Annotated in this window: 24 protein-coding genes and 1 riboswitch; of the genes, 10 read left to right on the top strand and 14 right to left on the bottom strand. The window is 39.3% G+C overall.

The annotated features are described in order from the left end of the window. Positions 1-9: 9 nt before the first annotated feature. On the bottom strand, positions 10-1221 hold the full coding sequence (locus tag AC056_RS00400; protein ID WP_077162404.1) for a class I SAM-dependent methyltransferase: 1212 nt from the start codon (positions 1219-1221) through the stop codon (positions 10-12). Between the two features lie 127 nt (positions 1222-1348). Between AC056_RS00400 and trhA the strand changes: the two genes are divergently transcribed. After that, a complete protein-coding gene (gene trhA / locus AC056_RS00395) occupies positions 1349-1990 on the top strand; it encodes a PAQR family membrane homeostasis protein TrhA (protein WP_077162403.1) in 642 nt (213 codons plus the stop codon). A 133-nt stretch (positions 1991-2123) separates the two neighbouring features. After that, positions 2124-3434 (top strand): MFS transporter, encoded by a 1311-nt coding sequence (locus tag AC056_RS00390; RefSeq protein ID WP_019457515.1) that lies wholly within the window; start codon positions 2124-2126, stop codon positions 3432-3434. A 66-nt stretch (positions 3435-3500) separates the two neighbouring features. On the opposite strand, the gene AC056_RS00385 is transcribed toward AC056_RS00390, so the two are convergent. Both AC056_RS00385 and secA read right to left on the bottom strand, forming a co-directional pair. Further along, the gene (locus AC056_RS00385; RefSeq protein WP_019457514.1) at positions 3501-3944 is read right to left on the bottom strand and encodes a hypothetical protein; all 444 of its coding nucleotides are present in this window, start codon (positions 3942-3944) and stop codon (positions 3501-3503) included. 131 nt (positions 3945-4075) lie between these two features. Continuing rightward, the gene (gene secA, locus AC056_RS00380; RefSeq protein ID WP_068936767.1) at positions 4076-6799 is read right to left on the bottom strand and encodes a preprotein translocase subunit SecA; all 2724 of its coding nucleotides are present in this window, start codon (positions 6797-6799) and stop codon (positions 4076-4078) included. A gap of 407 nt (positions 6800-7206) precedes the next feature. Here secA and AC056_RS00375 point away from each other — a divergent pair, with 407 nt between their 5' ends. From AC056_RS00375 to AC056_RS00365, 3 genes are all read left to right on the top strand, one after another. Next, positions 7207-7848: a peroxiredoxin gene (locus AC056_RS00375; protein ID WP_077162402.1), complete on the top strand. Its 642-nt coding sequence runs from the start codon at positions 7207-7209 to the stop codon at positions 7846-7848. A gap of 259 nt (positions 7849-8107) precedes the next feature. Beyond that, positions 8108-8920, top strand: coding sequence for an MBL fold metallo-hydrolase (locus tag AC056_RS00370; RefSeq protein WP_174739265.1), 813 nt, complete (start codon positions 8108-8110; stop codon positions 8918-8920). Further along, a complete protein-coding gene (locus AC056_RS00365) occupies positions 8917-9495 on the top strand; it encodes a dual specificity protein phosphatase family protein (protein WP_213033460.1) in 579 nt (192 codons plus the stop codon). The genes AC056_RS00370 and AC056_RS00365 overlap by 4 nt, the downstream gene beginning before the upstream one ends. A 28-nt stretch (positions 9496-9523) precedes the next feature. On the opposite strand, the gene AC056_RS00360 is transcribed toward AC056_RS00365, so the two are convergent. The 5 genes from AC056_RS00360 to AC056_RS00340 form a co-directional block, all read right to left on the bottom strand. Continuing rightward, a complete protein-coding gene (locus AC056_RS00360; RefSeq protein ID WP_004705711.1) occupies positions 9524-10582 on the bottom strand; it encodes an SPOR domain-containing protein in 1059 nt (352 codons plus the stop codon). Further along, positions 10573-11859 carry a bifunctional tetrahydrofolate synthase/dihydrofolate synthase gene (folC, locus tag AC056_RS00355; protein WP_019457508.1) on the bottom strand — a complete coding sequence of 429 codons (1287 nt, stop codon included), beginning with the start codon at positions 11857-11859 and terminating at the stop codon, positions 10573-10575. The genes AC056_RS00360 and folC overlap by 10 nt, the downstream gene beginning before the upstream one ends. Then, entirely contained in the window at positions 11856-12752 is an 897-nt protein-coding gene (accD, locus tag AC056_RS00350) for an acetyl-CoA carboxylase, carboxyltransferase subunit beta (RefSeq protein WP_004705709.1), read from the bottom strand. The genes folC and accD overlap by 4 nt, the downstream gene beginning before the upstream one ends. Beyond that, positions 12749-13552 carry a tryptophan synthase subunit alpha gene (gene trpA, locus AC056_RS00345; protein ID WP_004705707.1) on the bottom strand — a complete coding sequence of 268 codons (804 nt, stop codon included), beginning with the start codon at positions 13550-13552 and terminating at the stop codon, positions 12749-12751. The genes accD and trpA overlap by 4 nt, the downstream gene beginning before the upstream one ends. Positions 13553-13799: 247 nt before the next feature. Continuing rightward, on the bottom strand, positions 13800-14846 hold the full coding sequence (locus AC056_RS00340; RefSeq protein ID WP_077162400.1) for an AraC family transcriptional regulator: 1047 nt from the start codon (positions 14844-14846) through the stop codon (positions 13800-13802). A gap of 120 nt (positions 14847-14966) precedes the next feature. On the opposite strand from AC056_RS00340, the gene AC056_RS00335 reads away from it, so the two are divergent. Next, complete coding sequence (locus tag AC056_RS00335; protein ID WP_004705704.1) at positions 14967-15842, top strand: metal-dependent hydrolase; 876 nt, start codon at positions 14967-14969, stop codon at positions 15840-15842. 8 nt (positions 15843-15850) lie between these two features. Here AC056_RS00335 and AC056_RS00330 read toward each other — a convergent pair whose 3' ends face one another. The 5 genes from AC056_RS00330 to AC056_RS00310 form a co-directional block, all read right to left on the bottom strand. Next, on the bottom strand, positions 15851-16846 hold the full coding sequence (locus AC056_RS00330; protein ID WP_077162399.1) for a DUF2804 domain-containing protein: 996 nt from the start codon (positions 16844-16846) through the stop codon (positions 15851-15853). A 266-nt stretch (positions 16847-17112) separates the two neighbouring features. Then, positions 17113-17325, bottom strand: coding sequence for a hypothetical protein (locus AC056_RS00325; RefSeq protein WP_077162398.1), 213 nt, complete (start codon positions 17323-17325; stop codon positions 17113-17115). 152 nt (positions 17326-17477) lie between these two features. After that, complete coding sequence (locus AC056_RS00320) at positions 17478-17987, bottom strand: DUF1543 domain-containing protein (RefSeq protein ID WP_068936753.1); 510 nt, start codon at positions 17985-17987, stop codon at positions 17478-17480. 9 nt (positions 17988-17996) lie between these two features. Next, positions 17997-19226, bottom strand: a complete 1230-nt coding sequence (gene trpB / locus AC056_RS00315; RefSeq protein WP_004705701.1) for a tryptophan synthase subunit beta — start codon at positions 19224-19226, stop codon at positions 17997-17999. After that, positions 19210-19869 (bottom strand): phosphoribosylanthranilate isomerase, encoded by a 660-nt coding sequence (locus AC056_RS00310; protein WP_077162397.1) that lies wholly within the window; start codon positions 19867-19869, stop codon positions 19210-19212. The genes trpB and AC056_RS00310 overlap by 17 nt, the downstream gene beginning before the upstream one ends. A 126-nt stretch (positions 19870-19995) precedes the next feature. Further along, a riboswitch (cobalamin riboswitch) is annotated at positions 19996-20203 on the top strand. Positions 20204-20226: 23 nt separating this feature from the next. Here AC056_RS00310 and AC056_RS00305 point away from each other — a divergent pair. The 3 genes from AC056_RS00305 (at position 20227) to AC056_RS00295 (ending at position 23539) form a co-directional block, all read left to right on the top strand. Then, positions 20227-22077, top strand: coding sequence for a TonB-dependent receptor plug domain-containing protein (locus AC056_RS00305; protein ID WP_077162396.1), 1851 nt, complete (start codon positions 20227-20229; stop codon positions 22075-22077). 96 nt (positions 22078-22173) lie between these two features. Beyond that, a complete protein-coding gene (locus AC056_RS00300; RefSeq protein WP_077162395.1) occupies positions 22174-22752 on the top strand; it encodes a cob(I)yrinic acid a,c-diamide adenosyltransferase in 579 nt (192 codons plus the stop codon). Between the two features lie 73 nt (positions 22753-22825). Next, the gene (locus tag AC056_RS00295) at positions 22826-23539 is read left to right on the top strand and encodes a glycerophosphodiester phosphodiesterase (RefSeq protein ID WP_077162394.1); all 714 of its coding nucleotides are present in this window, start codon (positions 22826-22828) and stop codon (positions 23537-23539) included. 28 nt (positions 23540-23567) lie between these two features. On the opposite strand, the gene AC056_RS00290 is transcribed toward AC056_RS00295, so the two are convergent. Then, positions 23568-24098, bottom strand: coding sequence for an META domain-containing protein (locus tag AC056_RS00290; protein ID WP_004705696.1), 531 nt, complete (start codon positions 24096-24098; stop codon positions 23568-23570). A gap of 208 nt (positions 24099-24306) precedes the next feature. On the opposite strand from AC056_RS00290, the gene AC056_RS00285 reads away from it, so the two are divergent. Further along, on the top strand, positions 24307-25479 hold the full coding sequence (locus AC056_RS00285; protein WP_077162392.1) for an acyl-CoA desaturase: 1173 nt from the start codon (positions 24307-24309) through the stop codon (positions 25477-25479). The last annotated feature ends 35 nt before the right edge of the window (positions 25480-25514 follow it).

The raw sequence follows: 25514 nt of genomic DNA, 5'->3' as shown, positions 1-25514 counted from the left end.
CTCGCCTTCTTAGCATTTGCAGCCAATATTTTCGATTGGCAACTGATCTTGTAACAACAATTCTAAGGTCTGTTTTTTAATCCCGTACATTTCTTTTAATGCTTGGATTTGAGCCATAATCTTTGCATCAGGTTGTGAAACATTCTTGCGTTTTGTTGCCAAAATCATTTTGTTTTTGCTGGTATGCTCAAGCGATACAAACTCAAAAACTTTAGTTTCATAACCATACGCTTTTAAAAGTAACGCACGTAATGTATCGGTCAACATCTCAGCTTGTTGCCCAGCATGAATACCAAACTGTAGCATCGGTTGTAGAACTTCAGGACTATGCAGTTGTGGACGCAACTCTTTGTGACAGCACGGTGCGCACATAATCATTGAAGCGTTCAAACGAATTCCGGTATGAATGGCAAAATCAGTCGCGATATCACACGCATGCAAAGCAATCATAACGTCTAGCTTTTCTGGCTGATAACTACGTACATCACCTTCAAAAAAGTCCAAATGATTAAAATGCACTTTGTCTGCCACATTCTGGCAGAACTCCACCAAGTTACGGCGCAGCTCTACACCCGTAATTAAAGGAATCTTTTGTTGTTCCTGTAAATAATCATACAAAGCAAAAGTTAAATAACCTTTCCCTGAACCAAAATCGACGATGCGTAATTCTTTTTGCTCTGCATCAATTTGTTCATACGCGCTCGCAAAAATTTCGATAAATTTATTAATCTGCTTCCATTTTCGAGCCATACTTGGAATGATTTGAGCTTTTTCATCGGTAATACCAAGCTCTTTTAGAAATGCACTACTCTGCTGTACATAACGCTGTTTCTCACGATCATGCGCTTGTACAGTTGGAGACATATTCGTACTTTGTTTTTTACCAATATTAAGCATGGCTTTTTTCTTATTTTTTTTAAGCTGAATTTCTTGCAGAGTTGAAAATAAATTTGCTTGTTTACATTGCACAATCAACGTTGCGATCTGTTCTAAACCCTCTTCAAAGGTATAGTTTTTGGTCACATCTTGAGTAGTGTGGTGATATAAAGCCGAAAGTTGTTTTTGCCCATTTAACTCTACAATGCGGAAAGTGATTTTTTCTAGTTGTGCCAACTCTCCTTTATATTGACTCAAAATCAAACGCTCAAAACTCTGCTCATCAAGCATTTGTTTGATTTCATGAAAGAATTGCTGTTCTTGCTCAAAGGAGAAAACCGACACAGATATACCTAAAGAATGGTGACTCATATAAACTGAAAGTTTAAAGGGTATAGGATTAAAAATAAAATAACTTTACGACTGTTTTGTATTTCTATACATTTGTATTTTTAATCAAAAAAATAAACTTATGAGTAAATCGGTGTTAGAAACTTACGACCCCAAAGAAGAACTTTTTAATGCCTATAGCCATGGTGCTGGCGTTATTATGGCCGTGGTTGCCGCTATCCTTTTAATTATAAAAGGATCTTATCTTCCAACTGCTCAGTGGGTAGGTTTGTGGGTATACGCTTTTAGCCTAATTCTCGTTTTTACCAGTTCAACTCTTTATCACTTTGCGCAAACCCAAAACTTACGTTACTGGTATAAAAAACTCGATCACACTGCTATTTATTACTTAATTGCAGGAACATATACCCCGTTTTTAAGTATTGCGATACCTACACCCAAAGCCCATATATTGCTTATTGCACTTTGGGCCATTGCTGCAATTGGTACACTTTTCAAGTTAGTTTTCATTCACCGTTTTCAGAAAATCTCATTACTTGCTTATGTTCTAATGGGATGGCTTGCAGTTTTTGTAATGGATGATATGCGTACTTATTTAAGTAAAGATGCTTTGATGTTCTTAATTACTGGGGGCTTAGCTTACACTGTTGGAGCATTGTTTTACGCATTAAAAAAGGTAAGATATACCCATGCAATCTGGCATATTTTTGTGCTTTTAGGTGCAGGAGCACACTTTCTTGCAATCTATTGGTACGTTATTTAGTCCATTTTTCACTCATATTCAGTGATCCTGAAAGAGTCATGGATGATGTTCTTTCACGCTATTCTTTAAGAAAATTATCTTTTAAAAAAGGATAGCAAACTAAAAATAAATTTTAATTGATATAAGGACTTATATGGAGTCAACCTCTGCGACTGCTGCTCCTGTAGTAGCCACTAATTCAAAAGCACGAGTTTTATTTGCAAGCTTAGTCGGTACAACCATTGAGTTCTTCGACTTTTATATCTATGCAACTGCTGCCGTGATTATCTTTCCACACCTGTTTTTCCCTGCTAGCAGTGGCAGTGCCGCAGTCTTACAGTCTCTGGCAACCTTTGCGATCGCCTTTATTGCTCGTCCTATCGGTGCAGCCTTATTTGGCCACTTAGGGGATCGTATTGGCCGTAAAGCAACACTAGTGGCAGCTTTGCTGACCATGGGTATATCAACGGTATGTATTGGCCTACTTCCAACTTATGCACAAATCGGGATTGTGGCTCCCTTACTACTAGCGGCTTGCCGTCTAGGACAAGGCTTAGGTCTAGGGGGTGAATGGAGTGGTGCTGTACTACTTGCAACTGAAAATGCACCAGAAGGTAAGCGTGCATGGTATGGCATGTTCCCACAGCTTGGCGCCCCTATTGGTTTTATTTTAGCAACTGGATCATTCTTACTTTTAAGTGCGGCTATTCCTGAACAGGCATTCATGCAATGGGGCTGGCGTATTCCATTTATTGCGAGTGCAATTTTGGTCATTGTTGGTTTATATATCCGTTTAAAACTCCATGAAACTCCAGCTTTCCAGAAAGTTTTAGATAAACAAAAAGAAGTTAATATTCCATTTAAAGAAGTCGTTACCAAACATACGGGTAAGCTTATTCTCGGCACGATTGCAGCGATCTGTACATTCGTTGTGTTTTATCTCACTACAGTGTTCGCGCTTAACTGGGGAACGACGAAACTGGGTTATGCACGTGGTGAGTTTTTAGAACTTCAACTTTTTGCGACACTTTGTTTTGCAGCATTCATTCCTTTATCTGCTATTTTTGCAGAAAAATTTGGACGTAAAGCCACTTCAGTTGGCGTATGTATTGCTGCTGCGATCTTCGGATTATTCTTCTCTAGCATGCTAGAGTCTGGAAATACTCTTATCGTTTTTCTTTTCTTATGTACTGGCCTATCAATTATGGGTTTAACCTATGGCCCAATTGGTACGGTTCTTTCTGAGATTTTCCCAATTTCAGTTCGTTATACAGGTTCAGCATTAACCTTTAACTTAGCTGGTATTTTTGGCGCATCGTTTGCTCCACTGATTGCCACAAAACTTGCTGAAACTTACGGTTTATATGCTGTAGGTTATTATCTGACAGCAGCATCACTTTTATCGTTGGTCGCGTTTTTATTAATACGTGAAACAAAAAATGACGATGTAAATAATCAGATTTAAATATTTTCAAACACCCTAATATAAAAAAGCCGGTTCAAAATTGACCGGCTTTTTTATATATGAAAATTAATTCATTGATGCAGGGTTCGCTGGCGCAACACCATTTGTCGCCGCTGGAGCAGTTACATTATTTGCTGCTACAGCTGCTGCACCCGCAACTGCGGCTTCACCAATTAAAGCAATTTTTGCTTTTTCTTGGCTTTTCGCAGACAACGCTGGGTTAGTTGCAACAATACGATTAATGTTTGCAGAGTTTGCTGGAGCAATCGCAGCAGTTTGTAAAATGATTGGGCGATTACCTGTATTACCCAATGTATAACGAATACCTGTACGAGGGCTAATTACCGTCGTGTTTTCTTGCTTCACTACAGCCTGAGCCGAAGTTGGACCAGTTGCTGCACGAACTTTAGCAACCGTTGTTGTTTGAGGGGCTGAAGTTGTTTCTGCTGCGAAAACAAAACTTGGCACAGCAAGAACAGCTAAAAATAAGGGTTGTAATACTTTTTTCATTGTCTTTCCAACATACACTCTGGATGAGAAGTAAATAGCATTTAATGCTTAAAACTGCAAACATTATTCACAGGCTTACTACAAACCAAAAAAAAGCAGAACAATTGTTCTGCTTTTTTTTATCCAGCAAATTAAATTTTGCCGTGACACTGCTTATATTTTAAACCAGAACCACATGGACACGGTGCATTGCGACTTTCAGGAACAGGGAACATTTGTTGGTTATCAACCGACTCATTGAGTGTTTCCTGAGAAGCAGTCACTTCACCAGTTAAGCCATCAACATCATCATGCTCAAAAGAAAGCTTCATTGCTTCTGCTTGCTGTTGTTGTTGAGCTTCCATTTCTGCAAGTTCTTCTGGTGTTGGGATATGTACACGAGACAAATCAGTCACAACATCAGTTTTAATGACGCCCAACATGTTTACAAACAAGTTAAATGCTTCTTTTTTGTATTCCTGCTCTGGGTTCTTTTGCGCGTAGCCACGTAAGTGGATACCTTGGCGCAAATAATCCATTGCAGCCAAATGGTCTTTCCAATGACGATCAAGAGAATTTAGTACGAAATGACGTTCAAGCATTGCTGCCGACTCATCACCCATTTGTGCACGACGTTGACGATAACGTGTAAGCACTTCATCGCTAATACGTTCAACTAGACCTTCTTCATCAAGACGACGATCTTGCTCTAACCACTCCTGAACTGGTAACTCAATACCTAAATCAATACGTAAAGCATTTTCCAAGCCTTCCACATCCCATTGGTCGTGAATGGACTCTGGTGGAATAAAGTTAGCAATCATGGCTTGCATGACTTCATGATGCATTTCTTCAACGTATTCTTGTAAAGTGTTTTCCGCTAACACTTCATCACGTTGTGAATAAATGATCTTACGTTGTTCATTATTCACGTCATCGTATTTTAATAGGTTCTTACGAATATCGAAGTTACGTGCTTCAACTTTACGTTGTGCATTTTCGATAGAACGGCTTACCATTTTGTGTTCAATCGCTTCATTTTCCTGTAAGCCCATTGCACGCATCATGGCAACAACACGGTCACCTGCGAAAATACGCATGAGGTCATCTTCAAGAGATAAATAGAAGCGAGAAACACCAGGGTCACCTTGACGACCCGCACGACCACGTAACTGGTTATCAATACGGCGTGATTCATGGCGCTCAGAACCAATAATATGCAAACCACCTGCTTGCAATACATCTTCGTGGTCTTGTTCCCATTGTGCTTTCAGATGGGCTTCATCTTCTGCTGTCGGGTTTTCAAGCTTGGCAAGTTTCGCCTTCCAGTTACCACCTAAGATAATATCTGTACCACGACCAGCCATGTTGGTTGCAATTGTTACTGCATTCGGGCTACCCGCCTGAGCAATAATGTCTGCTTCACGCTCGTGCTGTTTAGCGTTCAACACTTCGTGGTGAATACCAGCTTGCATCAACTTAGAAGATAGAATTTCACTAGCTTCAATGGTTGCTGTACCAATTAGAATCGGTGCAACACCTTGTTCGCGAATATTCATAATTTCTTGAATAATCGCATTATATTTACCATTACGGTTTAAGTAGATTAAATCGTTTTGGTCGTTACGAATCATTGGTCGGTGAGTCGGAATAATGACAACATCAAGACCGTAAATCTCTTTCATTTCCGCAGCTTCAGTATCAGCAGTACCTGTCATACCTGAAAGCTTTTTATAAAGACGGAAATAGTTCTGGAATGTAGTTGTTGCTAAAGTTTGGTTTTCAGGCTGAATTTCCAAGCCTTCTTTTGCTTCAACTGCTTGGTGCAAACCTTCTGACCAACGACGACCCGGCATTGTACGACCAGTGTGCTCATCAACAATGATCACTTCACCATCATGAATAATATAGTGAACATCACGTTGGAATAAGAAGTGCGCACGAATAGCAGCAGATACATGGTGAACAAGGTTTAAGTTTGTTGCTGAATATAAGCTTTCGCCTTCAGCCAACAAGCCCATTTGAATGAGTTCTTGTTCTACAGTTTCATAACCGATTTCAGTCATTTCAACTGAACGCTGCTTTTCATCAATCCAGAAATGTCCACCATCGGCAACTTTTTCTTCTTTTTGCGGGTGTAATTTTGGTGGAATCGTATTGATTGCAGTATAGAGGTGTGAAGAGTCTTCACTTTGACCAGAAATAATTAATGGGGTACGCGCCTCATCAATCAAGATTGAGTCAACTTCATCGATAATGGCATAGTGCAAACCACGTTGTTTCTTTTCTGCTAAAGAAAACACCATGTTGTCACGTAAGTAGTCAAAACCAAATTCGTTGTTGGTACCATAGGTAATGTCAGCAAGGTAAGCCGCTGCTTTTTCTGACGGTTCTTGCATTGAATAAATTGTACCAATGCTTAAACCTAGAAATTCAAATAATGGACGGTTTAACTCAGCATCACGTTGTGCCAAGTAATCGTTCACAGTAATCACATGAACGCCTTGACCACTTAATGCGTTTAAATAACACGCTAAAGTACCCATAAGGGTTTTACCTTCACCGGTACGCATTTCGGCAATTTTGCCTTCGTGTAGAGTAATACCACCAATCAATTGCACATCATAGTGACGCATGCCCATTACACGTTTTGCTGCCTCACGACAAACTGCAAACGCTTCAGGAAGTAACTTATCTAAACTTTCGCCATTGTTATAACGTTGTTTGAATTCTGGAGTTTTTGCAGATAAGTCTGCATCGCTTAAAGCTGATATCGTCGGCTCGAGCGCATTGATTTGCTCAACAATTTTGCGCATGCGTTTGAGTTCACGCTCATTTTTTGTACCGAAGATACCTCCGATCAGACTTGCCAACATGGATAAACTCTCTAAATCTTGCTTGGTCAAATGAATAAATTTTTTCTCAGTCGTTTATTATGGTGCCAGAAATTTGAAGTACAAGGGTTTTGCACAAAACCCATAAAAAAAATCTGATAGTTAGACAAACGGTTTCAACCTTTCTCTAAGGCCGCTGAATATGTCCGGCACCTAAAAACTCAATATTAACGCTCATCTATTGAACACAACTTCCGAGAAATCTAATTTAGCAAATTTATCTTAAAGTTACATTGATTCAGTTCTTAAATTAGTGAGTTTTAGTCATATATATTTACACTTATATAAAAAATTCATAATAAAATAAAAAAACAATAATTTTAATAATAAATAAATTGCGTCATATTCATGTCAGCACATAACAAATTTTAAGCAACTGAGGAAAGATCATGACATTACGATTAGGAGACACTGCCCCTGATTTTCAACAAGAATCAAGCGAAGGCACAATTCATTTTTATGATTTTTTAGGCGATAGTTGGGGCATTTTATTTTCACATCCCGCTGACTATACGCCTGTATGTACAACAGAGTTAGGTTATACAGCAAAATTAAAAGACGAATTTGAAAAACGTAATGTTAAAGCGATTGCCCTATCTGTAGATGATGTTGAATCGCATAAAGGCTGGATTAACGACATTAACGAAACTCAAAATACTACGGTTAATTTTCCAATTATTGCTGACAAAGACCGTAAAGTGTCTGAACTTTACGATTTCATTCATCCAAATGCGAGTGAAACACTTACAGTTCGTTCTTTAGTCATTATTGATCCAAACAAGAAAGTTCGTTTAATTATTACCTACCCTGCTTCAACTGGTCGTAACTTCAATGAAGTCTTACGTGTTGTGGATTCATTACAATTAACAGATAAGCATAAAGTGGCTACGCCTGCGAACTGGAAACAAGGTGAGGATGTTGTGATTGTTCCTTCTTTAAAAGATGAAGAAGAAATTAAACAGCGCTTCCCTAAAGGCTATACCGCAGTAAAACCTTATTTGCGCCTCACACCACAGCCTGAGCAAGATTAAAGCCTTTAAAAAGGCTTTAATCAAAGCGCAAGACAAACGTAGTGCGTAGGCAAGCATCTGAAATGCTTATTTTCAAGACAAGCGAACCGCTTAACCAATAATAAAAAAAGCATAAAGAAAACTAGCCCAAACATAGAGCCAAATGTTTCCATCTCCAAGCCATCTCACCCGATGGCTTTTTTTCATTATTGAATACACATGGTTTTTAGTGTCGAGATCAGTTATAACTTCCAAGGAGTTTGTTCAAAAAACAATAATCATGATCCATAAAATTCATCATTTAAAATGCGGCAGTATGTGTCCTGTCTGCGCACCTTTATTTGGGCAGAAAGGCTGGAAAGCTGAAGTGGTGTGCCATTGCCTTTTAATAGAGACGGACCGCGGGCTTGTACTCATTGATACAGGATTTGGTCTGCAAGACTATTTACACATGCAACAACGCCTTGGCTCGTTAGTTAAACGTTTGGGGAAAATTGAGACGAATCTTGAATTCAGTGCAATCCAGCAAATACAAAAACTAGGTTTTCATCCTAAAGATGTACAGCACATCTTTGTGACTCACCTCGACTTTGACCATGCAGGTGGCATTTCTGACTTTCCTCATGCCACAGTTCATGTCTTAGCCACTGAATATAATGCTGCACAATTACCTAATTTTAAAGGTAAACTTCGCTATAGAACCAATCAATATAATCAGCATCGATACTGGAATTTCGTTGAATATCAGCAAGGTGAAAAATGGTTTAATCTTGAAAAAGTAAAAGGTTTTCCGTTATTCCAAGATGAAATTTTAATGGTGCCATTATTAGGCCATTCCGCTGGACATTGTGGTATTGCCATCAAACAACAAAATCAGTGGCTGTTGTTCTGCGGAGATGCTTACTACTCACATCTAGAGTTAAATCCTGAAAATAAATTAAGATCGCTAACCCTTCTGGAAAAAACGTTTGCAGAAGATAATGAAAAGCGTCTTATTAACCTTAAAAAATTACAGCATTTGGCTCAACATGAGCCAACGATTGAAATTATTTGTGCCCATGATCCTCATGAGCTTCGACGGTATCAAACATGAAAAAAATCTCCCTCATCTCCCTTGTTCTGTGTCTAAACCTGCAGGGATGTATGCAACATGAAAGCATTGCACATGAGCATAGACCCAAAGATTGGGGAACTTTAGTTTCTCAAACACATAATTTCTATCAAGTGAGTAATGATGTTTTTCGTAGCGAACAACCAAATGCAGCAATGATTCCCGAGTTAAAGCACCATCAAATTGGAACTATTATTAATTTAAGAGCTAAAGACTCAGATGAATTAGTATTTAAAAATGAAAATTTTAATCTTGTTCACATTCCTATCGATACATGGGCAATTAACAGACAAGATCTGTTAGAAGTCATGCAGCAAATTAAAATTGCTAAACAAAATAATCAACGTGTTTTATTACACTGCTACCACGGTTCAGACCGTACTGGCGCTAGCGTAGCGATGTATCGAATTATTTTTGAACATTGGGCAATTGATGATGCAGTTAAAGAAATGAAGCAAGGCGGATATGGTTATCATATTATTTGGAAAAATATTGACCGTTTATTTACCCCTGAAAATGTAAAATGGATTCAACAACAATTGTCGAATCCATCTTAATTAGATCTTGAATCAACCTTAGATCAGATTAGCGCTGATCTAAGGGCACCCAATCAATGACCCAAGCTGACTTCATGTTTAAACTGGAGTCAGAGGTAATTTTCTTACGAGCTGCATCTGCTGTATCACGGTCTTTCGCAGGTCCAACCATAATACGGATACCTTTACTGGTCGGACTTGTCGTAACCTTATAACCTTTAGCACGTAGTTTAGAGACAACAGCATCTGCATTTGCCTGATTGGCAGCCAATGCAACTTGTACCATCCACTTTTTATCGCCATTTTCAAGCAGCTCACGCGCTTTCTCTGCTTCAGCTTTTTTCTCAGCGTCAGCTTTGTGCTTAGCTTCTGCTGTTTTCTTTTCTGCTTCAGCATGCTTCTTAGCTTCAGCTTTTTTGTCTGCCTCGGCTTGATGTTTAGCTTCTGCCGCTTTTTTCTCGGCTTCAGCTTTGTGTTTAGCTTCAGCAGCTTTCTTATCAGCTTCTGCTTGCTTCTTGGCTTCTGCTGCTTTTTTATCAACTTCAGCCTGACGTTTTGCCTCAGCGGCTTTTTTATCGACTTCCGCTTGTTTCTTTGCTTCAGCAGCTTTTTTATCGGCTTCTGCTTTAGCTGTATCTACTGACTTTTTTGTATCAGTTTGCTGTCCTTTTGTCTTTCCATCCGAACCTGCAACTTCAGGAGGAATGTTATCTGAGCTTTCTTGAGCAGCAGCTCGGCGAGCATTAATTGCAGCATATTCGGCAGCAGCTTTACGGGCTGCATCTGCTTCTGCCTGTTGTTGCATTGCCAAAAATTCGGCAGCACGAGCCTCTTGCTCAGCAACCGCTTTTTCACGAGAACGGCGTTGTTCTTCAAGAAGACGTTTTTCTGTTTCTACATCCACTGCAAGCGGTTGTAGCTGTACCATCTGCCCTTCTTGTGCTGATGGCTTTGATTTAGCGTGTAATTTCGGTGATGTTGAGGTCTGTGGTTCAGCGCCCACATGTTTTATTTCTTCATTTCCTTTTAGAAGTAATGCTGCCAATAAAACACCACCACCTAATAAAACAACGCCACCCATCCAGCGTTGTTTGTTATTCATTGACATTCTTCCAAATACTCCCAAATCGCTTCTAAAGTATGAAACGAACCACAGGCTAAAATCAGCTGATTGTTATTTGTTTGCTCAAGCGCTGATTTAAAAGCCTCTTTGATATTGCCAAATTGTTGTATTGTCTGGCCTTGTAGGGCGTCATTCAACTGCTGAATCGGTGCAGCACGCGGCACATTCAACTCAGCAATTTTCCAATGTAAAACAGTAGGTTTCAATAAATCCACTACTGATTTTATATCTTTATCTGCCAGCATTGAAAATACTGCGACAACTTCTGTGTACTGTTTATTGTATTCTAAGAAATTTCGCAATTGCTTTAACAAAAATTCAACACCATGTGGATTATGTCCGGCATCAAAAATTATGGTTTTTCCATTAACTTGGCGCACTTCAAAACGGCCTGCTAAGCGTGCATTTTCAATACCCTGCTCTAGCGCGCGTTGCGAGATTTCAAGTCCGCTATTTAATACAGCAGCAACTGCCCCTGCAATATTTTCAATTGCAAGCGACCCTAGTGGTAATTTTAAAGTAGTTCCTTCACTTGCAAAATACCAGTGTTTTCCATCATTTGCGAGTTTATAAAAATAATCTCTATTGATCGCGTATAGTTTCGCTTGTGAAGTATTGGCTTTATCTTGAATAGCTTGAGGTAAAGATTGTTCACCTGCAAAAATCACTGGAATGTCAGGGCGAATAATACCTGCTTTTTCAAAAGCAATTTTCTCAATGGTATCGCCTAACCAGTCAGTATGATCAAGACCGATATTGGTGATTACAGCAATATTAGGATCAATGACGTTGACGACATCAAGACGCCCGCCTAAACCGACTTCAAGCACCCATACATCGCATTGTTGTTGCTTAAAAATGACAAAAGCAGCCAAAGTGGTTGCTTCAAAAAAAGATAAGCTTAAATCGCAATCACGACGAGCCTGATCAACTTGCACAAAAGCATCAATCAGGCTTTGATCATCAACCTCGACTCCACCTAACTTGACTCGTTCGTTAAAACGATAGATATGCGGTGATTGATACAACCCAACTTTGTAACCTTGCGCTTTTAATATAGATGCAAGTGTTGTTGTAGTTGAACCTTTCCCGTTCGTTCCAGCAACAGTAAAAACTTTAGCAGTGGGTTTAGTCACTCCTAATTTTTCTGCTACCGGAATAACACGTTCCAGACCAAGATCGATCCCTGTAACGTGAACATGGCTCCAATAATTGAGCCATGTATCTAAAGAGTCTGTTGAAAGTGGAGCTTGTTGTTTCAAGGTAAGTTCATCAATTTCGATACAAGTCGAGATACAGTATCACGTAAAGCATGACGATGAACAATCTGATCGATTACACCATGATCAAGCAAATATTCAGCACGTTGGAATGGTTCTTCCAATGTTTCACGTACAGTTTGCTCAATTACACGTTTACCAGCAAAGCCAATCATTGCTTTAGGTTCTGCAATATGGATGTCACCCAACATTGCTAAAGAAGCTGTTACACCACCATAAACTGGATGTGTTAACACCACGATATAAGGTAAACCAGCATCTTTTAATTTTTGAATCGCAGCAGAAGTACGCGCCATTTGCATAAGCGACAACATACCTTCTTGCATACGCGCACCACCAGAAGCTGCAAAGCAGATTAATGGTTGGCGTTTTTCAATTGCAAGCTCAGCCGCCTGAACGAAACGGTCACCTACTACAGTACCCATTGAGCCACCCATAAAGTCGAACTCAAAAGCACATGCAATCATGTCTACGCCATTTAAGTTACCTTGCATGGCAATTAAAGCTTCCGTTTCACCAGTTTTAGTTTGCGCTTCACGCATACGTTCTGGATACGGTTTGCTATCAACAAACTTTAATGGATCTTTCGCACTAAACTCTTGACCTAATTCAGTCACAACATTGTCGAAGAACCAGTTTAAGCGATCGCGAGCTTTCATTTTTAAGTGTTCGTCACACTGTGGACATACATACGCGTTAAAAGATATAGCTGTACGTGTCACTAAAGCATGACATTCAGGGCACTCAATAGTCGGCTCAGTAAATGTTGCTTTGAGAGTCTGTTGCTCATCTGCAACTTCAATACCTGGAACTGGTCGTTGTGTCCATGGTGTCGAAGGGCTAAGAACTTTCCCTGATTTCACTTCTTGATTCATACTAACTCATCGAGCGCTGCTCGAAGCTCCTTGACTTTATTCACCGTCTGTTCAACAGCTTCTTCAGCTGTCAACGTTGCAAAAGATTTAACGAAAGCACTACCTACAATCACGGCATCTGCAGCACTACCCATCGCTTTCGCGGAAGCAGCATCACTAATACCAAAACCAACGCCAACTGGAACGTTAGTCATACTCTTGATTTTCTCAATACGTGCAGCAGCTTCAGAAGTATCTAATGTCGCTGCACCAGTAACACCTTTAAGTGAAACATAGTAGATAAACCCACTTGCCTGATTCGCTACGTGTTGAATACGTTGATCAGTTGAAGTTGGTGCAAGTAAGAAAATTTGGTCCATATCATGCTGTTTTAAGATTGCACCAAATTCTTTTGACTCTTCTGGTGGTAAGTCCACAAGTAATAAGCCATCTACACCACATTGTTTCGCATAAGAAACAAATTTTTCATAACCAATTACTTCAACAGGATTGAGATAACCCATTAAAACTACAGGTGTTTCCTGATCCTGTTCACGAAACTCTTTTACCATGTTCAATGCATCTAAGGTATTAGTCCCTGCTGCAAGTGCACGTTCAGCCGCAAGCGCAATTACTGGCCCATCAGCCATTGGATCTGAAAATGGTAAACCAAGCTCAATGACGTCTACTCCTGCCTCAACCATTTTATGAAGTAACGGTACCGTTACTTGTGGCTGTGGATCACCCGCCATGACGTAAGATACAAGTGCTTTACGCTGTTGGGACTGCAACTTTTCAAAACGGGTGGCAAGACGTGACATAGGGTTGTGCTTTCCTTGAATTATTTAAAATTGAGGAGTTGTTTGTAGAAATACAAGAACATCGCATTTTAACGCTATTTTTTGCTCATTGAACAGGTCTAACGTTATGGCGATATTCGATTGTATGATTCATACAACCCATGGCGTACATTTATCAATATTTTGAAACTTTTCTCAATGATCAAAGCTTCCTATTTTTGAGTCATTATTTATTTGCAATTTGAGCAAAAAAGCACCAAAAACTCTATTACTCTGTATTTTTATGGGCGAGTTGCAATTGCTTTTTACGAGTGAGTAACGTTTGTCCTGTTAAGTTTTTATGTGCCCTTGCAAGTGCAGACTGATCGGAATAACCCAACTGGTCAGCAATTGCAGTAAGACTTTCATTTTGACTTAACAATATCTCGCAGCGCTTCATACGCTCAGCATCTAAAATTAATTTAAATGAAGTGTTTAATGCCTGTAGTTGGCGTTGCAAGCTCCTCACTGAAACATTGAGCTCGATGGCAATATCTTCTATTTTGGGTGCTTGCTGTTTATGCTTGAAATATTCTTGTACGATCCAATGTATTTGCTGAACTAAATCAGTATGTACTTTTCTTTGAACCAAAGCTTCTTCGGCTTGTTTTACTAAAAGCTGTACTAAAGTTGGGTCTGCATGCTGGGGACGAACATTTAAACTTTCACTTGCAAAAGTTAATGCATAGTAAGGTCGGTCAAATGACAATTTACACTGAAAGAACCGTTGATAATGAACGAGCGCACCTCGAGGTCGATGTACAAACTCAATATGCTGTAAAAGAAAATCATGTAAGGGAGCAATCTCTTTAGCGAGCTGTACCATTGCTGCTAAAGTTAACTCACTAAGTACAATATTACTGGCATCAACCAAAGGCCAATACAATCGAATTTTGGAAGCATCTTGCTCAATTTGTATAGGTACAACTTGCTCGCCATCTATGACTAAGCGGTGAAACTTAGCAATATACTGAACCACTTGACCCAAAGTATCACTTCTAGATGCCATGTAACCCAGCACCCCAAAGTTGGCAGGTGTAATACAGGCTGCCATTTCTAAAGCCAAATTAGTGACTTGTAATCGAGATTCAGTCAGTTCTAAAAGCTCAATGAAAAGATGCAAAGAAGATTGAGCATCGATAGATGCAGACAAAATATTTTGAACTTGGCGAGCTTGAGTGTCATTTAAATTAAGTGTCTGCCAAGCGACTCCCTTTTCTTTTAAATACGTATTCCAAAGATAAAAGTATCCATTAGAGATCGTAAATTCTTGCATGGCGTTTCCTTTTTTACTGCCATCTTGTCGCAAACTGTATAAAAATTGGCGATAACTGTCAAAACAAAGCCGACCATTCACGACATACTAAGGAAAAGCTTAGTTGCGAGAAATACAAAGATGAACGCACATGTTTCTTATCAGGTCGAGCCAGTGGTTCGCAAAGATCTAGATTTTCATTTAAATGAAGCACCACGTTTTTGGTTTAATAACGATCCCTTTTTGACTCGTATGTTTGATGCACTCAGCTTAACCTTTCCAGACGGAGAGCGTTACTTCATAGAATGTGTACGAATGTTCCGTGACAAAATTGATGACCCAGAACTACAAAAGCGAGTGGCAGATTTTATTAAACAAGAAGCTCAACATGGTATTGCCCATGACAAAATGAATCAACTCATGAAAGAGCAAGGTATGCCTGTAGATGAGTTCACAAGCACACTTAAAAGAATTTTCCGTTTTGAGCTTACCCAACGTTCACCACAATACAATATTGCCATGACAGCAGCAGCTGAACATTTAACAGCATTAATGGCGGAAACTTTTTATAGCAATAAAAAAACTTTAGAAAATGCACATCCTTATGTTCGTGCATTATTTGCATGGCATGCCATTGAAGAAATGGAACATCGCGATGTGGCATTTGATGTTATGAGACAGGTGGGCGAAGTTCCAGAGTCGACTCGTCGTTTTGTATTGGTTCTGACGACTGTACTCATGTTTGGTTTTACACTCTATAGAACCAACATTATGTTGAAATGTGATGGCTTTAGCCCTAAAGAAAGGTTATCGATGACACTCAAAGGTTTACCTTGGTTCTTTGGAAAAAATGGCACATTAACCGCCATGAAAAAACAATATCTGGACTGGTTTAAAAAAGATTTTCATCCAAGCCAACATCCAGTTATTCGTCAATATCCTGTTTGGATTGAAACTTTAGAAAAAACAAATGACCCAATCGCAGCGGGTGAAGCATTTTGGCAAGCAGGTTTATAACCTGCTTGTTACCATTTTGCATAATGTTGTTCTAATAGTCCGTATTGCTCATTGCAAGTGATTGTATCAATTGCCTCATGTTCAATACTGCCGCTAATTTTAGCTTGCCACTGATTGAACTGACTTCCAATCATCCTTAGATTAATGTTTTCGTATCGACACCAACCAATATGGACGTGCAGATTAAGCTTTTGATCTAAAGAGCTAATTTTCCATGTCTCATCATTTATTTTTTCAAATAAAACATCTGTAAGTGGAAATAAAACGCCATTCATCCATAAACAGTTTTCATTACCAAAACTTTCATTAACCCCAGAAGCCAAATTCAACCCAATACGTCGCCCCTGCTCATCCCAAAAATTACATGAAAGCCAAAACCACGCTGTTTCAGGACGTAAAAAACCACAGGTATCATCTAAGGATGCAAATGTCTTTTCATCAAATTGTATAAGTTGATTCTGTTTATTAATGAACATACCTTCAACAGCCAAAGTGGTCTGCTTTTGGGTATACGTCCAACCATTAATACCTGTTGGGGTACACAAACTTAAGATATCTGTCCCCGCACAAAAAATACGGGCACTCAAACAAATTTCACCATATTTAGTCACCCGAATGTATCGCACACCATTGGCATGCTGAATATCGATCTGATAAGGCGATTTAGAAAAATAGCTTTGATTAAATAACGGCTGTTCATCAAGATGAGTTTTATGACCTAAGGGCTGAATCGCATTCCACTCAATGACTTGCTTTGTTTCATGATCATAGATATAGAAAAACCCATGTCCAACCCAACCAATATCTGCAATTGCTAAACCAATACTGTAGTGCTTATGCTGAATGCCGCAGAATTTAAATTTTTTATACTTTAATTGCTTCCGCCAGCCCTTTAAGGCTTTACCATAAGGTGTTTTATAAATATAACGTTGTACATGAATAGTCGACGGTACAGATTCAAAACGCCCATAACGAGGCTGTCCATTTTCTTGAATTAAATCCATTATTTATTATCCGTTGATTTCCTGCTCATCTATTGACTAATAATAGACTGATCACTGACCAGTTGGCTACTCATCTGTTTTGATCTTCAAATGACCTTTGTTGAGCCAAAAAAAAAGAGCATATTGATATGCTCTTTTTCTATTATTCACTTAAATCGATATACGATAACTTAAACTCTTTGAGGGTCTATTGCAGTAGCTATGACCCAATCCATCAACAAAATCAAATTCAACTCATGATTTAAGTGCAATTCAATTTCTAAAAGTTAAGCATCATCATCATTTGCTTGTTCTGGTTCTGACTCTTGCTCGTTACCGTCCTGATTTTCCAATTTTTTCTCAGCGATTTTTGCTGCTTCATAGCCAGCAAAGGCACCTGCTGCTTTTTCTAGAAAACCTGCATCTGGATCTAATTTATCGACGCCTTGTTCTGCGATAATTGCACCAGCAATTTTACCTACTTCATCTAGAAGACCCATTTTGATTACTCCAAAGAGCTTATGTTGAGCTTCTAGTCTAAGCAGATGAATTGTAAATAGTGCTAGAAAAAAGTTGCGATTTGAGAGAGCTATACATGAGATCGGCAATTTTTTATATTTTATTTTTGCCTTTAAGCCTTTTTTAAGAACACTTAGAGAAGTAAATAAGTATTTTCCCAACGCGTTGGATTGAACTCACCTTGTACTAGTTGGATATAACGACCTGCAATATGGTCAATCGGAATGCAATCATCAATATCCACTACACGGTCGGTATGTGGCTTATACCACTCTTGATCAATAAACTGTTTACCTAATTGTTTTGCACTTACCGCATTAGGTGCAACTACCAAATGATAACTATGTAACTCACCAAAAGCATTAGGTGTATAGCCACCCAGATTAATCAAATACAACTTTAGATCTGAAGCTGACGGCGCTGCATCAGAAAACTGGATTTGATAGTTCTGCCCTTGAGAGTTAACACCAGAGAGCTTGGCCCAAGCATCGATATGTAACCCTTGAGCCTCACCAAACCAAGCCTGTTTAAGTTGAGGGTAAATTTCTTCCAAAGTATCCCCTACAGCCATCACAACATCATGGACTTCTGTATTGGCACGTGCATGACGGCCACCTAACATCACCATAAACAAGCTTGGCATTTTTTCCTCTTACATCTCAACCATTTCTACGCCATCAATGCGTGCAACTGTCATTAAATCTTTATCACCACGGCCTGAAACAGTGGCAATAATAATCTGATCTTTAGACATGGTTGGTGCAAGCTTAGAGACATACGCCATTGCATGTGAGCTTTCAAGCGCAGGAATAATCCCTTCAATCTTGGTTAAGTCACGGAAACCTTGAAGAGCTTCTGTATCGTTAATTGGCACGTATTCTACGCGCTTCATATCTTTCAAGAAGCTATGTTCAGGACCAACACCCGGATAGTCCAAACCTGCCGAGATACTATGTGTCTCGATAATTTGGCCTTGTGCATCACTCATGAGGTAAGTACGGTTACCATGCAACACACCAACATGCCCTGCATTTAATGGTGCAGAGTGTTTTCCAGTTTCAATACCAAAACCAGCAGCTTCAACGCCATACATTTTCACGTTGGCATCATTTAAGAATGGATAGAACAAGCCCATTGCATTTGAACCGCCACCCACACATGCAACTAAAGCATCTGGTAAGCGACCGGCTTGCTCCAGGATCTGTTTACGTGCTTCACGGCCAATAATAGATTGGAAGTCACGAACCAATTGAGGATATGGATGTGGTCCAGCAACTGTACCAATCACATAGTAAGTACTATCAACATTGGTTACCCAGTCACGCATTGCTTCGTTCATGGCATCTTTTAATGTTTTAGAGCCGCTTTGTACAGGAACAACTGTAGCACCCAACAAACGCATACGATAAACGTTCATTGCTTGACGTTTAACATCTTCAGCACCCATATACACAACACATTCAAGACCTAAACGTGCTGCAATTGTTGCTGTTGCTACACCATGTTGGCCCGCACCAGTTTCGGCAATAATACGTTTTTTGCCAGAAAGCTTTGCCAATAATGCCTGACCAATCGTGTTATTTACCTTATGTGAGCCTGTATGGTTCAGATCTTCACGTTTAAGATAAATTTGCGCACCACCTAACTCTTTTGACCATCGCTCAGCATAATAAAGTGGACTAGGACGACCTACATAGTAGGCGAGGTCACGGTCGAATTCTGCCAGAAACTGTTCATCATTTTTCATGCGGGAATAGAGATTTTCTAAATCTTCTAATGCCGCCATAAGTGTTTCTGACACAAAACGTCCGCCATGGATACCGAAATGCCCATTTGCATCTGGGAATTGGGTATAGTCAATCACATTATTTTGCTGATCCACGTTGGACTCCTTGCATAAATCGTTCAATGAGTTGTTGGTCTTTTATACCTTTTGCGGACTCTACGCCTCCGCTCACATCTACTGCAAAAGCACCGGTAGTATGAATAGCGTCAATGAGATTGTCAGGGGTTAAACCACCTGCCAAAATTAATGGAATATCAAGTTTCGGGAATTTAGACCAGTCAAACTGATGTCCTGTGCCCCCTTTAAGATCAGGATGCCACGCATCGAGCAATACAGCACTGGCACCAGCTGCCTGATATTTTTGAATTTCAGCAACTACATCCAGATCAGGTTTGACCTGAATCGCTTTATACCAGCGACGCTTACAATGACGAGCTATTTCCTGACATTGTTCTGGAGTTTCATCGCCATGTAGTTGTAATACATCTAGGGGAACACAATCAAGTACATCCTGAATTTCAGTAGCACTCGCATTTACAAACAAACCCACCATTTGTACATAAGGCGGAACGTGTTTTGCTAATTCTTGTGCTTGTTCAACTGTTACATTTCTTGGACTTGGTGGGAAAAAAACAAAACCTATCGCATCTGCTCCAGCTGTGACTACTGCTTGAACATCTTGCTTACGAGTAATTCCACAGATTTTTGCTCGTGTACGTTTTTGGTTTGATTGGCTCATGATCTGCCTAAACTACAACCATTTTTTAAAATAAACGCCATTGTAATGCAATTTTTGTCCCTTGCGTAAAAGTTCTCTGGGAATTGGGCTAAATGACATTGTCGGAAGTAATTCGGCACTTTATACTGCGTTCAAATGGAAGCAAGTGTAAGCAATTGATGCTTTAGGGAAGCTGGTGAAAGTCCGGCACTGCCCCCGCAACGGTAACAATGTAAAGCATATTTTTTAAGTCGAGATCGACTTACACCACTGCAGTGATGTGGGAAGGTGAATATGTCCATAAATGATTTATGGCGCTGAAGTCCGGAGACCTGCTTGTTTCATCTATCTACCCGATCATTCACGTGGGGTGAATGTATGGAGCATGTTATGTCTAAGTCTTTTCAACCTACCCGTCTGGTGGGGGCTATCGCTATTGCGATGGGGTGTTCACCTGTTATTTTTGCTGAAGATACAACTACCACAACTCAGCTCGATCCAATTGTAGTGACGGCATCTAAAAGTGCTGAAAAAGCGAGTGAAGTTCCGGCGCGTATTTCAGTGATTGATGAAAAAACCATTGAGCAGAATCCATTATTAAACGTTTCAGATATTATTCAACGAGACCCATCCATCTATGTAAAACAAAGCGGTGGTCTAGGTCAGATTTCTGAAATTTCTCTTCGTGGTACTAAATCAGTTCATACATTGGTTCTTAAAGATGGCGCTCGTTTAAATAGTCAAAATGAACTTGGTCCACTATATCCTGCATTTTTAGATACAACAGATGTTCAACAAATTGAAATATTAAAAGGTCCAGCATCAGTTCAATATGGAAGCGATGCTATTGGCGGTGTAGTTCAATTAATTTCTAAAAAACCTGAGAAAACAGGCGCTGAGCTAACGGGTATTTATGGTGAAAATAATACCTATAAGACTATTGTTAATGCCAATCTTGTAAGTGATCAAGGTTTCTATGCGCAACTAGGCGGACAGCGCTTAGAAAGTGATGGAACTCGTATTTTTGAAAGCCAACCAGAAAATGAAAAGGCTGGATATGATCAAAAAGGTTATCACGCTAAAGTAGGCTTCTTTCAAGAAAACTTAATAGATGCCTCTGCTTCAATTAGTGAAAATAAAGGCACTAATATTTTCAGTAATGATTACATAACCAACACAGCACAGCGTCTATTCGAAAATCGAGTTATCAACACAAAAGTTGCTTATAATATTTTGCCTGATCTCATCATCAATGCACACTATGCAAATGTTCAGGATAAACAAAATGTTCCCGCTTACGACTCATATTACAATACTGAAAACAATGAAAGCGATCTAAACCTGAAATGGAAATTTACTCCACACCAGAATATTTTAGTTGGTGCAACATATAACGATGCAAATTATAAAAGTAATACCATTCTTAACTCAGATAAAAGTGTGAATAGCACGGGGTACTATTTACAGCATCAACTCAAAAATGATCTTTTTGACACGCAAGTTGGGGTTCGTTTAGAAGACAACCAGCGCTTTGGTACTCATACTGTTGGACAAGGTGCTATCCGCTATCATTTCCTACCTAATGCTAGTGTATATGCAAATATCGGTAGTGCTTTCAGAGCTCCAACCTTGAATGAACTATATTCACAATGGGGAGGTAATGAAAATTTAACGCCAGAAAAAAGTACTTCCTATGAAATGGGTGTGAACTATGATCTTACCTCTAATGTGAGTACTAATTTTTCTGTTTATCATACAAAAATTAAAGATCTTATTACCTACAATGCAGGCACAAATACAAATATAGCTAAGGCGAACTTTACTGGTGGCGAAGCTGGAATAAAGTGGCATCAAGATGATCTTTTCTTATCTACTGAATATGCTTACGTAAAAACAGAAAATGAAAAAGACAATACAGAAATTGCTTATCGACCTCGCCAGACTCTCACTGTAAGCACAGGTCTAGAAAATGCAGTGTATGGAATTAGTGCTTCGTTAATCGCTAGAGCTAAATCTTATGCAGATTCTGCAAACTCTATGCGAGTACCAGGCTATGCAACAGTAGACTTAAATGCTTATTGGAATGTTATTCCTAACGTAAAATTATTTACCAATATTCAAAACGTAGGTGATGTTCAATATCGTGAAGTATTAAATACATATCCTTCGAATGACTGGTATGTTAATACAGGTCGCCAAGCTTCTGTTGGCGTAACTTTCCGTTATTAATTTTCACTCTAGATTATAAAAATATTTTCTTAACTCCAGTTTCGGGGTAATGTTCTGACCGACATTATCCCCTTTTTTATGTTCAGGATATCCATCATGGGACACCGTTTAAGTAAAATCTATACACGCACAGGCGACTCAGGTACAACAGGTTTAGGCGATGGCTCTCGTGTTGCCAAAGATGATTTACGAATTGCGGCGCTTGGTGATGTCGATGAACTCAATGCCATTATTGGTGTACTACGCGCACAAATCACAGCCAGCCAAGTGACTAATAAAGCTGATTGGGACAAAAGCCTGAGCTTGATCCAACATTGGCTTTTCGACTTAGGTGGCGAAGTTTGTATTCCAAACTACAATTTACTTCAGCCCGTTTGTATTGATTTTCTGGAAAAAGAAATTGACCGTATGAATGAAGATTTGCCTATGCTGAAAGAGTTTATTCTGCCATCTGGCTCTTTATCTTGCAGTTACGCTCATCAAGCACGTGCTGTTTGTCGTCGTGCAGAACGATCTCTGCTGTCGGTACAAACTCGTGATAAAAATATTCAAGCCACGGCACTCCAACTTTTAAACCGTCTATCTGACTGGTTATTTGTCGCATCTCGTGCTTTACAACGTGCCGAAGGTGGACAAGAAGTCCTTTGGCAAAAAAATATTAATGAGATTATTTAAAAATAGACTAATTTAAGTATGGTCTCTGCTTATGAAGAGACCATAACCAACAATAACTGAATAGAAGAAAATTATGCGTATTATTGGTCATCGTGGTGCACGCCGAGAAGCTCCCGAAAATACATTAGGTGGTTTTCAGCACATAAAAAACTTAGGTATTCGTGGTGTCGAATTTGATATTCGTCAGCTTCAAGACCAAGAGCTGATAGTTATTCATGACGATAATTTTTTACGTACAGCTGGAGTCGATCAAATTGTTGAGCAATCTACTTTAGCTCAAGCTTTAACATTTGATCATCGTCAAAACTGGCCCAATTGGCCAAATCCAGAGCCAACACCAACTCTTACAGGTGTTTTAAAATTGCTTGATAACTTCGAGCATATTGAAGTTGAAGTTAAAGCAGTAAGAGATATGGCATTTGCAGAAAAGTTAGTTCAAAAGCTTGAGACTGAGTTACAGAGTTATGAAAAAGTCGTGACTATCACAAGTTTCGATCTTCAAATTTTAACTGCCTTACGTGACATCGACTCACAATTTAAACGCGGCTTGTTAGTTGAAATTCCAGTGGGAGGCGCAGCAATTGAACTCGCTCATCAATATGGTTGCGGTCATATTGGTTGGCACGACCAACTTGCTACAGATGAAATGATTCAACTATCTCATCAAGCAGGTTTAAACATTAGTGTATGGACAGTAAATGATGTAGAAAGAGCGAAAAGGCTCCGTGATTTAGATATTCAAGGTTTAATTACGGATATTCCTACAACAATGCTCGAAGCGCTTTAAATAGAAAAAAGGTGGTATTAACCACCTTTTATTTTTTCTCTGCCTGAATCAGGCGTTGTCCGTTCTGATCAAGTAAATACAAGGTATTACCTACCAACTGGAAGCGTTGAATACGTTGTAAGGAATCAACTAATTCTGCTTCTTGAGCCAAAGCGCCATCACAACTCGAATGACCAGCATTAACTTCCATATCTAGTTTCTTTTGATTGAAGTCAAAAGTATATCGGCCAAAAATACGGTTACATCCCGTATGACCAGACACAGTTTTGACTGCTGAGTTCAATGAAAGAGTCGGCCATTGGTTAAAGAATTTTGCCTTATGCCCGTTGATCTGAGTAATTTGCCAGTCAATGTCTTGAACACCTTCTGGGCTCACTTTCTTCTTGACTACTTGAGTTTGTACATGGTGTGTGGGCTTTACATGGCCTTTTTGAATATTTTGTTGCGGCGTGCTTTGACATGCTGCCAATACAAGGCTGATTGTGATGAAAAGACATTTTAATGGCAATTTCTTTGCAATATCAATGCTATTCATTTTTCTCAATCGCTGTATTTTCATTACACAACTTCTCCTATCTGAAATGTTGCCAAGCATGGTTTAATTCTGTTACGGTTCTTTCAGTACATCTGTACAATAATATTAGTGATTCTCACTAAGCACATGCTAATATAATGTTCAAAATAGCAATAAATCTTGATGATTGGTTTTGCTATGTCGTTTTGTCTTTTTACCTTGTTTAACAAGGTTTCTAGGAGCGCTGCCGGATATGACTTCCGCCCCACTCAAGGCCCCAATTAACTGGACCGCTAGCATTACCTTAATTGGTTTACCAATTCTTGCTGCAATCATAATCCCGATTTATGCGTATTATTATGATTTTAGTGTAAGCGCATGGGTAAGCTTATTTTTTCTTTTAGCTTTAAGTAGCATGGGGATTACTGCTGGTTACCACCGTCTTTGGGCACACCGTGCTTATGAAGCGTCATTACCACTTAAAATTCTTTTAATGATTGCGGGCACATTTGCTGTACAAAACAGTATTCTGTTTTGGGCATCTGGTCATCGTACTCACCATCGTCATGTTGACCATGTGGATGAAGATCCATACTCAATTGAACGTGGTTTCTGGTATGCCCATATGGGTTGGATGATCCGCGATCATTCTCCATCTAAACCTGACTTTAAAAATGCACCTGATTTGCTCAATGACAAACTGGTGATGTTCCAACATAAATACTACGGTCTAATGGTTGTAGCAGTTCATGTCGGTATTTTAGGTTTAGTTGGCTGGGCAACTGGCGACTTATGGGGAGTTGTACTTCTCGGTGGTTTATTGCGTTTAATCATTAGCCATCAAGTAACATTCTTCATTAACTCACTTTGCCATATGTTTGGTAAACGCCCTTATACCGATGAAAACTCAGCACGCGATAACTTCTGGTTAGCGATTGCAACATGGGGCGAGGGTTATCATAACTATCACCATATTTTCCAATACGATTATCGTAATGGTGTGAAGTGGTGGCAATATGACCCAACTAAATGGTTAATTTGGACATGTTCTAAAGTTGGTTTAGCAAAGAACTTACGCCGTATTCCAAGCTTTAATATTAAAAAAGCAGAATTGGCAATGAAGTTTAAATATGCTGAACAAGACCTTGCTATTTATGGCCATGATGTAAATGCTGACATGAGCCAAATGAAGCAACGCATTGCTCAAGAATATGAAGCATTTACCCACACTTTAAATGACTGGGCGAAACTCAAAGAACAAGAGTTACAAGCGAAGAAAGCAGCTATGGCTGAAAAGATTCATAAAATGGATCATAAGTTAAAGGTTGATTTCCAATTGCTTGAACATCGTTTGAGTCATCACCGTGAGTGTTTAGAAACTTTAATGCGCAACATTAAAAAGAGTACAAACGTCGTACCAGACTAATACGACTCTAGTTCGAAATAGCGCCTGTAAAAGCC

The sequence above is a fragment of the Acinetobacter genomosp. 33YU genome, assembly GCF_001990725.1.
Taxonomy (GTDB): Bacteria; Pseudomonadota; Gammaproteobacteria; order Pseudomonadales; family Moraxellaceae; genus Acinetobacter; species Acinetobacter seifertii.
This window is presented reverse-complemented; position numbering and strand designations above follow the sequence as displayed.

Bases quoted from the DNA above. Each gene is read 5' to 3' on its own strand.
- trhA (WP_077162403.1), top strand. From the start codon at position 1,349: ATGAGTAAATCGGTGTTAGAAACTTACGACCCCAAAGAAGAACTTTTT.
- AC056_RS00390 (WP_019457515.1), top strand. From the start codon at position 2,124: ATGGAGTCAACCTCTGCGACTGCTGCTCCTGTAGTAGCCACTAATTCA.
- AC056_RS00385 (WP_019457514.1), bottom strand. From the start codon at position 3,944: ATGAAAAAAGTATTACAACCCTTATTTTTAGCTGTTCTTGCTGTGCCA.
- secA (WP_068936767.1), bottom strand. From the start codon at position 6,799: ATGTTGGCAAGTCTGATCGGAGGTATCTTCGGTACAAAAAATGAGCGT.
- AC056_RS00375 (WP_077162402.1), top strand. From the start codon at position 7,207: ATGACATTACGATTAGGAGACACTGCCCCTGATTTTCAACAAGAATCA.
- AC056_RS00370 (WP_174739265.1), top strand. From the start codon at position 8,108: ATGATCCATAAAATTCATCATTTAAAATGCGGCAGTATGTGTCCTGTC.
- AC056_RS00365 (WP_213033460.1), top strand. From the start codon at position 8,917: ATGAAAAAAATCTCCCTCATCTCCCTTGTTCTGTGTCTAAACCTGCAG.
- AC056_RS00360 (WP_004705711.1), bottom strand. From the start codon at position 10,582: ATGTCAATGAATAACAAACAACGCTGGATGGGTGGCGTTGTTTTATTA.
- accD (WP_004705709.1), bottom strand. From the start codon at position 12,752: ATGAATCAAGAAGTGAAATCAGGGAAAGTTCTTAGCCCTTCGACACCA.
- trpA (WP_004705707.1), bottom strand. From the start codon at position 13,552: ATGTCACGTCTTGCCACCCGTTTTGAAAAGTTGCAGTCCCAACAGCGT.
- AC056_RS00340 (WP_077162400.1), bottom strand. From the start codon at position 14,846: ATGCAAGAATTTACGATCTCTAATGGATACTTTTATCTTTGGAATACG.
- AC056_RS00335 (WP_004705704.1), top strand. From the start codon at position 14,967: ATGAACGCACATGTTTCTTATCAGGTCGAGCCAGTGGTTCGCAAAGAT.
- AC056_RS00330 (WP_077162399.1), bottom strand. From the start codon at position 16,846: ATGGATTTAATTCAAGAAAATGGACAGCCTCGTTATGGGCGTTTTGAA.
- AC056_RS00325 (WP_077162398.1), bottom strand. From the start codon at position 17,325: ATGGGTCTTCTAGATGAAGTAGGTAAAATTGCTGGTGCAATTATCGCA.
- AC056_RS00320 (WP_068936753.1), bottom strand. From the start codon at position 17,987: ATGCCAAGCTTGTTTATGGTGATGTTAGGTGGCCGTCATGCACGTGCC.
- AC056_RS00310 (WP_077162397.1), bottom strand. From the start codon at position 19,869: ATGAGCCAATCAAACCAAAAACGTACACGAGCAAAAATCTGTGGAATT.
- AC056_RS00305 (WP_077162396.1), top strand. From the start codon at position 20,227: ATGGAGCATGTTATGTCTAAGTCTTTTCAACCTACCCGTCTGGTGGGG.
- AC056_RS00300 (WP_077162395.1), top strand. From the start codon at position 22,174: ATGGGACACCGTTTAAGTAAAATCTATACACGCACAGGCGACTCAGGT.
- AC056_RS00295 (WP_077162394.1), top strand. From the start codon at position 22,826: ATGCGTATTATTGGTCATCGTGGTGCACGCCGAGAAGCTCCCGAAAAT.
- AC056_RS00290 (WP_004705696.1), bottom strand. From the start codon at position 24,098: ATGAAAATACAGCGATTGAGAAAAATGAATAGCATTGATATTGCAAAG.
- AC056_RS00285 (WP_077162392.1), top strand. From the start codon at position 24,307: ATGACTTCCGCCCCACTCAAGGCCCCAATTAACTGGACCGCTAGCATT.